Raw genomic sequence first — 10,075 nt, forward strand, 5'->3', positions numbered from 1 at the left:
TTCTCGAAGCTGTCCGAATCGGAGCTGCCGGGCTTCTGGACCCGCTTCATGACCGAGATGGCCCGCACGCTCGATGCGGCGGGGGAGGGGGTCCTCTATCGCAATACCTGGGGCGATGCGATCTTCTGCGTCCTGGATACCAGCGAGACGGCCGCCGAGCTTGCGCTCTCCATGCAGGAGCGCGCGGCCGAGTTGCGCGCCGATCATCCGCGCAGCCCGGTGCTGCGGATCGGGCTGCATCACGGCCCGGTCTTCCGCGGCTGGGATCCCGTCTGCCGCATGCCCGCCTATTTCGGCACGCAGGTGTCGCGGGCCGCGCGGGTCGAGCCCATCGTGCCGCCGGGCGACGTCTACGTCACCGAGCCTTTCGCCGCCGTGCTCGCCGCGGCGGGAGCGCGGGCTTTCGAATGCGAATATGTCGGCGTCCTGCCGCTTCACAAGGATTACGGCGAGCACCGCATGTATCGCCTCGCCCGGCGCTGGGAGCACGAATGACCAAGGGCGGCGAGCCGCCCTCGGGAAGGTCTCTCAGGGCGTGATCGCGACCTTGAGGACCCCGTCGCGCTGCTGCCCGAACAGCTCGTAGGCGTCCTTGATGCGCGCCAGCGGGAAGCGATGCGTGACCAGCCCGCCCAGGTCCACCCGGCCCGAGGCGATGGTGTCCATCAGGCGGCGCATGCGCTCCTTTCCGCCGGGGCAGAGCGTGGTGACGATGCGATGGTCGCCGAGGCCGGCCGCGAAGGCGCCGAGCGGAATCGTCAGGTCGCTCGAATAGACGCCGAGCGAGGACAGTGTCCCGCCCGGGCGCAGCGCGCGCAGAGCGCCCGCGAAGGTCTCCTGCCGGCCGAGCGCCTCGATCGCCACGTCGACGCCGCGCCCGTCGGTGAGCCGCAGGATCTCGTCGACCGGGTCGCCTTTCGAGAAATCGACAACCTCGTCCGCGCCGAGGCGGCGCGCCATCTCCTGCCGCTCGGGGATGCTCTCCACCGCGATGATCCGCGTCGCCCCCATGAGGCGCGCGCCCGCCGTGGCGCAGAGCCCGATCGGCCCCTGCGCGAAGACCGCGACGCAATCGCCGATCCTGACCCGGCCGCTTTCGGCCCCGGAGAAGCCGGTCGACATGATGTCGGGGCACATCAGGACCTGCTCGTCCGTGAGCGCGGCGGGCACGGGCGCGAGATTGACCATGGCGTCGGGAACGAGCAGGTATTCGGCCTGCGCCCCGTCGATCGTGTTGCCGAAGCGCCAGCCTCCCATGGCCTTGAAGCCGTGGCGCTCATAGGCGCCGTCCTGCGAGGCGCAGCCGCAGAGGCAGGCGGCGCTGTGCCCCGAGGGCGTGATCGCGCCGGCGACGACGCGCTGTCCCTCGGCGAAGCCCCTCACCTCCGAGCCGAGCTTCTCGATCACGCCCACCGGCTCGTGGCCGATGGTGAGCCCGCGCGCCACCGGATACTCGCCCTTGAGGATGTGGATGTCCGTACCGCAGATCGTCGTGGTGGTGATGCGCAGCAGCGCATCGAGAGGCCCCACTTCCGGGATCGGCTTGTCCTGAAGCTCGATGCGGCCGGGCTCCACGAACACGGCGGCGCACATCATGGGCCGCCTCGGCTTCGATGCCGGCGAGGGGCCGGCGGGATGCGTCGATGTCATGGCCACTTGCGAATCCTCGATCAGATACGCCTCAGCCTGCCGCGAATGCAGGCCGGCGCATTGATGCAACGCAAGCCGCGCCGGTCAGGACGGTCTTTGGGCGAGAATGCGGTCGTGCAGGATCATGCCTGCCGCCATCGCGGCCACGAACAGCAGGACGGAGGGCAGCCCGGTCGCGACGAGCGAGACCGCCGGCCCCGGACAGAAGCCGGCGAGCCCCCAGCCGAGGCCGAACAAAGCCGAGCCGGCGACGAGGCGGCCGTCGACGGCTTTCGTGTCCGGGAGGTGGAAGTCCCGGTCGAGAACCGGCCGCGCCATCCGGCGCTGGAGCGCGAGGCCGGGCAGGGCGACGATCAGCGCCCCGCCAAGCACGAAGGCCAGGCTCGGATCCCAGTGGGGACCGGCGAGGTTAAGGAAGCCGAGGACGCGCGCAGGATCGGCCATTCCCGACAGCGACAGGCCGAAGCCGAACAGGGCGCCGGCCAGGAGGGCGACGGCGAGGCGCGCGAGGGACATCCCGGTCACCGGAGCAGTTCCATGGCCGTCGCCGCCGCGATTCCTGCGGCGAGGAAGGTGGCCGTCGCCACGAGCGAGCGTTTCGAGAAGCGCGCCAGCCCGACGATGCCGTGGCCTGAGGTGCAGCCGGAGCCCATGCGCGTGCCGATGCCGACGAGCAGGCCGCAAGCCAGCACGAGGGGCCAGGAGGCCGCGACGGTCACGGAGGGAAAGCTTCCGAAGGCCGCCCTGTAGAGGAAGGGGCCCGAGGCGAGCCCGGCGACGAAGACGCCGTTGGCCGCCGGATGGGTGCCGCCGAGGAGGCGGCCGACGATGCCGCTGATGCCGGCGATCCGCCCGTTGAGGACGAGCAGGAGCACGGCGGAGGCGCCGAGCATCATGCCCCCCAGGAGCGACGGGAGATAGGCGGTCATGAGCTTGTTTCCTGAAGCGGCGTGGAGCCCGGCGGCGGGGCCTCAGCCCTTGGGAGGAACCGCGGGCGTGGCGCTCCCCGCTGGGGAGGGGCTTCCTGCGGCGGGGGCACTCCCGGCGGGGGCGGCACTCCCTGCAGCGGGGCCGGCGGGGGCCGGTGGGGTGCGGTCCGGCTCGGCGAGCTGGATCGTCCAGCTCTTCTGCTCGCCCGTGTCGATCTCGACGAAGCCCGAGCGGTCATAGCCGCGGGCGAGGCAATCCTCCACGCCGCGAATGGTGAATTCGCGCTCGCTCGTGCACATGAAGGACTTTCCGTTCCATTCGCCGCCGTGGTCGTAATCGACCGCATAAAGATAATAGAACTTGGCCACGAGGTCGCCCGACTTCAGGGTCTCGCAGCCCCGCGCCTTGACGTTCCACCATCCCTCGGTGACCCAGCCGCTGGCGTCCCGATAGCCGAGCGCGATGCCGACGCGGCTGTCGGTGTTGTTGCACAGGCGAAGATCCGCCGATGCGGGCGTCGCGCAGGACAGGAGCGCGGCGGCCCCGATCCCGGCGAGGCCGCCTCGGATTCCTTCGGTCGACCAGAATGATGCGGCTTTCATGGACGGGGGTTCGGGTGGGGCCCGGCGTGGCGAGAGCGCCGATCTTCGCGAGGAATGTGGTCGAATCGTTGGCGGGATGCTCCGGGAGGTGGCCTCGGTCATCTTGGGTCCTCCCTGTCCTGCCGTCTCGGCCGCGCGAGCGCGATGCCGAGGAAGATCAGCGCGCCGCCCGCATATTGAACCGCTGAAAGCGCCTCGCCCAGCACGATCCATCCCGCCGCAGCCGCGAAGACCGCTTCAAGGAAGATCACGAGCGAGGAGAAGACCGCGGGCAGGCGGCCGAGCGCGACCGCGAGCAGCCCTTGTCCCGCGACCTGGCTGACGAAGGCGAGGCCGGCCAGGGCCGCCCATGTCTCGGCCCGCGAAGCCCAGAAGCGCTCGCGGTCGAAGAGCAGGGCGACCACGAGCAGGATGGCCGCCGTCGCGGCCGTGGAGACGAAGGTGATCTGCGCCGCCCCGCCCCGTTCCCGCGCCCGTGCCATGAACAGGAGATAGGTGGCGAAGAAGGTCGCGGTGACGAGGCCGAAGGCATCGCCGAGGAGCCGCCCCGGCGCCACATTCATGCTCTCGACGACCAGGGCCGCCCCGCCCGCGAGGCAGAGGGAGAGCCCGCCCAGGGTCCGCCGGGCCACGCGCTGCCGCAGGACGAGCCACGTCGCCAGCACCACGAAGACCGGAGCCGTGGTCGCGAAGAAGGTGGCGTTGGCGACGCTCGTCGCCATGATCGACAGGTGCCAGAAGACGAGGTCGCCCGCGAAGGCGGCCCCGGCGAGCAGCGCCGGCTTCCGGGCAGGCCCGGCCAGGGCGGCGCGCCGGCCCTCGGCATAGGCCCAGCCATAGAGGACGGGCAGCGCCAGTGCGACGCGCCAGAAGGCGGAGGCGAAGGGGCCGACTTCCGGCGAGGCGAGCCGCACGAAGATCGGGGAGATGCCCATGGCACAGGCGCCGAGCGCCAGCACGGCGAGAGGCCCAAGCAGGCTCGCGCCGGATTGATCCGCGGGGGAAGAGGATTCGGGCGAGGCCATGGCGAAGGCCGCGCCCTAGCATCGGGCGTCGGCGGCCGATAGGGGAACGCCCCGTCATGGCCGGACTTGTTCCGATCATCCCGCTATGATGGCGCTGGTCCGGCGCAAGGCCGGCCGAGGCGGAACGGGGACCGGCATGGCGGATATCGACGAGGCGGCGCGCATCGGGATCGAGGCTGCGGCCTTCCGCCGTCTCCTCGCGCATCTGCGCGAGCGGACGGACGTGCAGAATATCGACCTCATGAATCTCGCCGGCTTCTGCCGCAACTGCCTCGCGAAGTGGCTCGAGGAGGCGGCGGCGGAGCGCGGCCTGCCCCTGCCGCGGGAGGCGAGCCGCGAGCATGTCTACGGCATGCCCTACGAGGAGTGGAAGGCGAGATACCAGACCGAGGCGAGCGCCGAGCAGCGCGCCGCGTTCGACAAGGCCGGGACGGGGCATTAAGAGGGCGGCGCTCCCCTTCGATCTTCACGAGAAAGCCCCGACCATGGTCGCCGACATCGCCGAATCCGGCGTTGCAGCCGAAGAGCTGAAGCAGTTCATCGAGCGCATCGAGCGGCTCGAGGAGGAGAAGGCCGGGATCGCGGGAGACATCAAGGACGTCTTCGCCGAGCTGAAGGGCCGGGGCTTCGATTCGAAGGCCGTCCGCCAGATCCTGCGCATCCGCAAGCAGGACCATGCCGAGCGCCAGGAGCAGGAGGCGATCCTCGAACTCTACATGCAGGCCCTCGGGATGAACTGAGGGCCTCTCGCCATCGCTCGGTTGGCGGAGGCGAGGCGTTCGAAGCTCCCCCTATCATCCCCAGGGCTATCGCATATGGCGGTTTTCGCCGCACCAACCCTCCCCCCGCGAAGCGGCGGGAAGGGTGAGCGGACGCGAAGCGTCCGACCGGGGTGGGGGCGTCGACGCGAATGCCCGGCCAGGCGACAGGCGGAGCCGCCCCCCACCCGGCCCGGCCTATTCCCGGATCAGCGAGCGCCCCGTCATCTCGGCGGGCTGGCCGATTCCCATGAGCTGGAGCAGGGTCGGGGCGATGTCCGCGAGGCGCCCGTCATGCAGGCGCGCGCCCTCGACGCCGGCCAGCACGACCGGCACCGGATTGGTGGTGTGGGCCGTGTGCGGTCCGCCCGTTCCGGGGTCGCGCATCAGTTCGCTGTTGCCGTGATCAGCCGTGACGAGGAGCGCGCCTCCCTGTGCCTTCACCGCCTCCCAGATGCGGCCGAGCCCGGCATCGGCGGCCTCGACGGCCTTGGTCGCGGCGTCGAGGCTCCCCGTATGCCCGACCATGTCGGGATTGGCGAAGTTCAGCACGATCAGGTCGAATTTCTTCGAGGAGATCGCCTCGACCGCCTTTTGCGTCAGTTCCGGCGCCGACATCTCGGGCTGGAGGTCGTAGGTCGCGACCTTCGGCGAGGGCACCATGATGCGCTCCTCGCCCGGAAACGGCCTCTCCTCCCCGCCGTTCAGGAAATAGGTGACGTGCGGATATTTCTCCGTCTCCGCCATGCGGAGCTGGGTCCGCCCCGCCTTGGCCGCGACCTCGCCGAGGATGTTGCGCATGCTCTGCGGTCGGAAGATCGTCTTCATCAGCTTGTCGAGCGCTTCGGAATATTCCGTCATGCCGAGCACGGAGATGAAGCGCACCGTCCGCTTGCGCGGGAAGCCCGAAAAGGCGGGGTCGAGAAAGGCCGCGAGGATCTCGCGCATCCGGTCGGCCCGGAAGTTGAAGCACAGGAGCCCGTCCCCGTCCTTCATGCCGCCATAGCCGCCGAGCACGGCCGGGACGACGAACTCGTCCGTCACGCCGGCCGCATAGGAGGCCTCCATCACCGCCGCCGCGTCGGGAAAGGCCGCGCCCTCGCCCTCCGCCATGGCCGCATAGGCCCGAGACACGCGCTCCCAGCGATTGTCCCGGTCCATGGCGTAGTAGCGCCCGGAGACGGTCGCGATCCGGGCCGTCCTGGGGAGGGCTGCCGCAAAGCGCTTCAGGTCCTCCGCGCCCGAGCGGGGCAGGGTGTCGCGCCCGTCCGTCCAGGCATGGACCGCGACGGCGACGCCGGCCTCCGTCACGATCCGCGCCAGTGCCGCGGCGTGGTCCTGGTGCGAATGCACGCCGCCCGGCGAGACGAGGCCCATGAGGTGGCAGGTGCCGCCGGTCGAGCGCAGGTTGTTGATGAAAGTCCGAAGCGTCTCGTCGCGGGCGAGGCTGCCGTCCTGGATCGCCGCTCCGATCCGGGACAGGTCCTGCATCACGACGCGCCCGGCCCCGATAATGAGATGGCCGACCTCGGAATTGCCCACCTGCCCCTCCGGGAGGCCGGCATCCTTGCCGCTGGTGCGCAGGAAGGCGTGCGGGCAATTCGCCCAGAGGGCATCGAAGGCCGGCTTCCTGGCCAGCGCCACGGCGTTGTCCGCCGTCTCCTCACGCCAGCCGAAACCGTCGAGAATCACGAGCATGACGGGACGCTGATGCTGCACAGGAAAAGCCTCGGGCGATCGGAAGACGCCTTCCTTCGCAAATGTTGGCCGGCGGGGCTAGAGGCTGCCGTCACGCGGGCCCCGCCGGATCCCGTTCTATTTCTTCACCAGCGGGCAGCCACCCTCACTTTCGGGGCGGAAGGCTTCCTCCGCGGGGGTGGTGGCGACGAGGTTGAGCAGGTCCCACTCGCCCTTGTTCTCGCCCGGCGCCTTCGCCTCGAACAGGAAGGAGGGATGGATCTTGCGCCCGTCCTGCCGGATATGCCCCTTGCCGAAGGCGTCGTCGTCGGTCGGCAATTCCTTCATGCGGGCGACGGCGGCCCGGCCGTCCGCCTTGGCTGCGGCCGCCCCGAGGCTCGCCACCGCCTTCAGGTAGTGGAGCGTCGCGCCGTAGCAGCCGGCCTGGACCATGTTGGGATATTGTGCCGGCTTCTGCGAAAGCAGCCGCTTCATGAAGGCGCGGGTGCGGTCGTTCAGGTCCCAGTAGAAGCTCTCCGTCATGACCATGCCGCGCGACATTTCCTGGCCGAGCCCATGGACGTTGCTGTTGTAGAACAGGAGCGCGGCGATCTTCATCGTCTGGGTGAGGCCGAACTCGTTCGCCTGCTTGATGCAGTTGATGGTGTCCGCGCCGGAATTGGCGAGGCCCAGCACCTTCGCGCCCGACGCCTGGGCCTGGATGAGGAAGGAGGAGAAGTCGCTGGTGCCGGGGAAGGGATAGGCGCTCGAGCCGAGCACCTTGCCGCCCGCCGCCTGGACGACCTTCGCGGTGTCGCGCTGGAGCTGCTGGCCGAAGGCGTAGTCGGCCGTGATGAAGTACCAGCTGTCGCCCCCCGACTTCACCACCGCGCCGCCCGTGCTCTTGGAGAGCATGTAGGTGTCGTAGGTCCAGTGCACGGTGTTGGGCGTGCATTGCGCGCCGGTGAGGTCCGTCGTCGCGGCGCCGGAATTGAGATGCACCTTGTTCTTCTCGCGGCAGATCTGGTTGACCGCGAGCGCGACGGAACTCGTCGGCACGTCGATGACGGCGTCGACGCCCTCGCGGTCGAACCATTGGCGGGCGATGTTCGAGCCGATATCGGGCTTGTTCTGGTGGTCGGCATAGACCACCTCCACCGTGAAGCCGTCGGCCTTGAAATCCTCCACCGCCTGGCGGACGCAGGCCACCGAGGTCATGCCGGTATCGTCGCTATAGACGCCCGACTGGTCGTTGAGGACGCCGAGCTTGATGATGGGGGCCTGCGCGCGGGCCGGCCGGATCAGGGGGACGGCCGCCAGGGCGGAGGTCCCGGCCAGGACCGTGCGGCGGCTGAGAAACGTCATGGGCATTTCCTCGCGATTATGATTTTCGTGTCTCGCGACTATGCGCATCCCTCCCGCGATGTCCACGGGCGGATGGTCTCGTGGCCGTCTCGCTTGACAGGGGCCGCGGAGGCTGGCGCAACGCCGCGAAGGAGGCGGGATGGCGGAGGCGGGCGAGCGTGTACGGGTGAGGATCCAGGACGGCGTCGCCGACCTGCGCCTCGACCGTCCGGCCAAAATGAACGCCCTCGATCCGGCGATGTTCGCGGCCCTTGCCCGGACCGGGGCCGAGCTGGCCGGCGCGAAGGGGCTGCGGGCGGTGGTCTTGTCCGGGGAGGGCGAGGCGTTCTGCGCCGGGCTCGACCTCGCGAGCTTCGCGGCGCTGGAGGACGCGCCGTCCTGGCTGCTCGCCCGCACGCACGGCATCGCCAATCTGGCGCAGGAGGCTGCGCTGGTCTGGCGGCGCCTGCCGGTTCCCGTCATCGCGGCCGTGCACGGCGTGGCCTTCGGGGGCGGCCTCCAGATCGCGCTGGGGGCGGATATCCGCTACGTCGCCCCGGATACGCGGCTCTCGATCATGGAAATCCGCTGGGGCATCGTGCCGGACATGGCCGGCACCCTGCTGCTGCGCGATCTCGTGCGCGGCGATGTCGCCCGCGAGCTTGCCTATACGGGCCGCATCGTCTCCGGCGAGGAGGCCGCCGCCCTCGGCCTCGCGACGCGCGCCCTCGCCGATCCCCGGGCGGCCGCCTTCGCCGCGGCGCGCGAGATCGCGGGCCGGAACCCGCATGCGATCCGCGCCGCGAAGCGCCTCTTCAACCATGCCGACGAGGCTTTCGCCGCGCGGCAGCTTCTGGCCGAATCCGAGGAGCAGGCGGCCCTGATCGGCTCGCCGAATCAGAGGGAGGCGGCGCGCGCCAACCTGGAGAAGCGTGCCCCGGTCTTCCTCGATCCCTGATCACCAGCGAGGGTAGAGAGTGAAAGCGATCATCAGCCGGGAGCCCGGCGGCCCCGAAACCCTGAGCTTCGCCGACATCCCCGAGCCCGTGCCGGGGCCGGGCGAGATCCGCATCGCGGTGAAGGCGGTCGGCGCGAACTTCCCCGATTCCCTGATCATCCAGGACAAGTACCAGTTCAGGCCGCAGCGCCCCTTCTCGCCGGGCTTCGAATGCTCCGGCATCGTCGATGCGGTCGGGCCGGGGGTGGAGGAGTTCTCGGCCGGAGACCGGGTCCTGTCGATGACCGGGCACGGCTGCATGGCCGAGAAGGTCGTCACCGGGACCGAGCGCACCGTGAGGATACCGGACGCCATGCCTTTCGATGAGGCGGCGGCCTTCCTGGTGACCTATGGCACCTCGCATCATGCGCTCGCCGACCGCGGGCGGCTGAGGGCGGGGGGGACGCTGCTGGTCCTGGGGGCGGCCGGAGGCGTCGGCATCGCGGCCGTCGAGATCGGGGCGGCGCTGGGCGCGCGGGTGATCGCCGCCGTCTCGACCCCCGAGAAGCTCGCCGTCGCGAAGCGACACGGCGCGGCCGACGGCTTCGTCTATCCCGCAGGCCCCTTCGACAAGGACGGCCAGAAGGCCCTCGCCGCCGCTTTCAAGGCCGCCTGCGGGCCGGGCGGCGCCGATGTCGTCTACGATCCGGTGGGCGGCGACTATGCCGAGCCGGCTCTGCGGGCGATCGCCTGGCGCGGGCGCTATCTCGTGGTCGGGTTTCCGGCCGGCATCCCGCGCATCCCGCTCAATCTCACCCTGCTCAAGGGCTGCGACATCTGCGGCGTCTTCTGGGGCGATTTCGCGGCGCGCGAGCCGGAGGCGTTCCGGGCCTCGATCGCCGATCTTCTCCGGCTCTACGGGGAGGGAAAGGTGCGGCCGGAGATCTCCGCCCGCTTTCCCCTCGAGCGCGCGCCCGAGGCCATCACCCTCCTGGCCTCGCGCGGGGCGACGGGGAAGGTGATCGTCACCGTGCCCTGAGGGTGCCTGCCGCCGCCGTTCCGACTCGCCTCTCGGCGAGCCGGACTCACGAGGGAAGCGGGCTGCCTCACGCGCCTGCTTTTGCCTCCCGGCGTCTTTTGTGGAGGATGAAC

Annotated in this window: 12 protein-coding genes; 5 read left to right on the forward strand and 7 right to left on the reverse strand. The window is 70.2% G+C overall.

The annotated features are described in order from the left end of the window. A partial coding sequence (locus PKD06_RS16670) for an adenylate/guanylate cyclase domain-containing protein (protein WP_324382068.1) occupies positions 1-495 on the forward strand: 495 nt, incomplete at its 5' end. 33 nt (positions 496-528) lie between these two features. On the opposite strand, the gene PKD06_RS16675 is transcribed toward PKD06_RS16670, so the two are convergent. The 5 genes from PKD06_RS16675 to PKD06_RS16695 all read right to left on the reverse strand — a co-directional run bounded on the left by PKD06_RS16675 (position 529) and on the right by PKD06_RS16695 (position 4,207). Next, positions 529-1,596: an NAD(P)-dependent alcohol dehydrogenase gene (locus tag PKD06_RS16675; protein WP_324382070.1), complete on the reverse strand. Its 1,068-nt coding sequence runs from the start codon at positions 1,594-1,596 to the stop codon at positions 529-531. A 138-nt stretch (positions 1,597-1,734) separates the two neighbouring features. Beyond that, positions 1,735-2,175 carry a YeeE/YedE family protein gene (locus tag PKD06_RS16680; protein WP_324382072.1) on the reverse strand — a complete coding sequence of 147 codons (441 nt, stop codon included), beginning with the start codon at positions 2,173-2,175 and terminating at the stop codon, positions 1,735-1,737. After that, positions 2,172-2,579, reverse strand: a complete 408-nt coding sequence (locus PKD06_RS16685) for a YeeE/YedE family protein (protein WP_324382074.1) — start codon at positions 2,577-2,579, stop codon at positions 2,172-2,174. The genes PKD06_RS16680 and PKD06_RS16685 overlap by 4 nt, the downstream gene beginning before the upstream one ends. Positions 2,580-2,621: 42 nt before the next feature. Further along, complete coding sequence (locus tag PKD06_RS16690; RefSeq protein ID WP_324382076.1) at positions 2,622-3,182, reverse strand: DUF1036 domain-containing protein; 561 nt, start codon at positions 3,180-3,182, stop codon at positions 2,622-2,624. A 98-nt stretch (positions 3,183-3,280) separates the two neighbouring features. Further along, complete coding sequence (locus PKD06_RS16695; RefSeq protein WP_324382078.1) at positions 3,281-4,207, reverse strand: DMT family transporter; 927 nt, start codon at positions 4,205-4,207, stop codon at positions 3,281-3,283. A 136-nt stretch (positions 4,208-4,343) separates the two neighbouring features. Between PKD06_RS16695 and PKD06_RS16700 the strand changes: the two genes are divergently transcribed. Together PKD06_RS16700 and PKD06_RS16705 are read left to right on the forward strand one after the other, a co-directional pair. Then, positions 4,344-4,649: a DUF1244 domain-containing protein gene (locus PKD06_RS16700; RefSeq protein WP_324382081.1), complete on the forward strand. Its 306-nt coding sequence runs from the start codon at positions 4,344-4,346 to the stop codon at positions 4,647-4,649. 43 nt (positions 4,650-4,692) lie between these two features. Continuing rightward, positions 4,693-4,947 (forward strand): DUF2312 domain-containing protein, encoded by a 255-nt coding sequence (locus PKD06_RS16705; protein WP_324382082.1) that lies wholly within the window; start codon positions 4,693-4,695, stop codon positions 4,945-4,947. A gap of 216 nt (positions 4,948-5,163) precedes the next feature. On the opposite strand, the gene gpmI is transcribed toward PKD06_RS16705, so the two are convergent. Continuing rightward, on the reverse strand, positions 5,164-6,684 hold the full coding sequence (gpmI, locus tag PKD06_RS16710) for a 2,3-bisphosphoglycerate-independent phosphoglycerate mutase (protein ID WP_324382084.1): 1,521 nt from the start codon (positions 6,682-6,684) through the stop codon (positions 5,164-5,166). 96 nt (positions 6,685-6,780) lie between these two features. Continuing rightward, positions 6,781-8,013 (reverse strand): ABC transporter substrate-binding protein, encoded by a 1,233-nt coding sequence (locus tag PKD06_RS16715; RefSeq protein WP_324382086.1) that lies wholly within the window; start codon positions 8,011-8,013, stop codon positions 6,781-6,783. 133 nt (positions 8,014-8,146) lie between these two features. Here PKD06_RS16715 and PKD06_RS16720 point away from each other — a divergent pair, with 133 nt between their 5' ends. Together PKD06_RS16720 and PKD06_RS16725 are read left to right on the forward strand one after the other, a co-directional pair. Then, complete coding sequence (locus PKD06_RS16720; protein ID WP_324382088.1) at positions 8,147-8,944, forward strand: crotonase/enoyl-CoA hydratase family protein; 798 nt, start codon at positions 8,147-8,149, stop codon at positions 8,942-8,944. Between the two features lie 19 nt (positions 8,945-8,963). Further along, positions 8,964-9,962, forward strand: coding sequence for an NADPH:quinone oxidoreductase family protein (locus PKD06_RS16725; RefSeq protein ID WP_324382090.1), 999 nt, complete (start codon positions 8,964-8,966; stop codon positions 9,960-9,962). The last annotated feature ends 113 nt before the right edge of the window (positions 9,963-10,075 follow it).

This window comes from Enterovirga sp. (assembly GCF_035325185.1).
Taxonomy (GTDB): Bacteria; Pseudomonadota; Alphaproteobacteria; order Rhizobiales; family Beijerinckiaceae; genus Enterovirga.

Bases quoted from the DNA above. Each gene is read 5' to 3' on its own strand.
- PKD06_RS16675 (WP_324382070.1), bottom strand. From the start codon at position 1,596: ATGATGTGCGCCGCCGTGTTCGTGGAGCCCGGCCGCATCGAGCTTCAG.
- PKD06_RS16685 (WP_324382074.1), bottom strand. From the start codon at position 2,579: ATGACCGCCTATCTCCCGTCGCTCCTGGGGGGCATGATGCTCGGCGCC.
- PKD06_RS16690 (WP_324382076.1), bottom strand. From the start codon at position 3,182: ATGAAAGCCGCATCATTCTGGTCGACCGAAGGAATCCGAGGCGGCCTC.
- PKD06_RS16695 (WP_324382078.1), bottom strand. From the start codon at position 4,207: ATGGCCTCGCCCGAATCCTCTTCCCCCGCGGATCAATCCGGCGCGAGC.
- PKD06_RS16700 (WP_324382081.1), top strand. From the start codon at position 4,344: ATGGCGGATATCGACGAGGCGGCGCGCATCGGGATCGAGGCTGCGGCC.
- PKD06_RS16705 (WP_324382082.1), top strand. From the start codon at position 4,693: ATGGTCGCCGACATCGCCGAATCCGGCGTTGCAGCCGAAGAGCTGAAG.
- PKD06_RS16715 (WP_324382086.1), bottom strand. From the start codon at position 8,013: ATGCCCATGACGTTTCTCAGCCGCCGCACGGTCCTGGCCGGGACCTCC.
- PKD06_RS16720 (WP_324382088.1), top strand. From the start codon at position 8,147: ATGGCGGAGGCGGGCGAGCGTGTACGGGTGAGGATCCAGGACGGCGTC.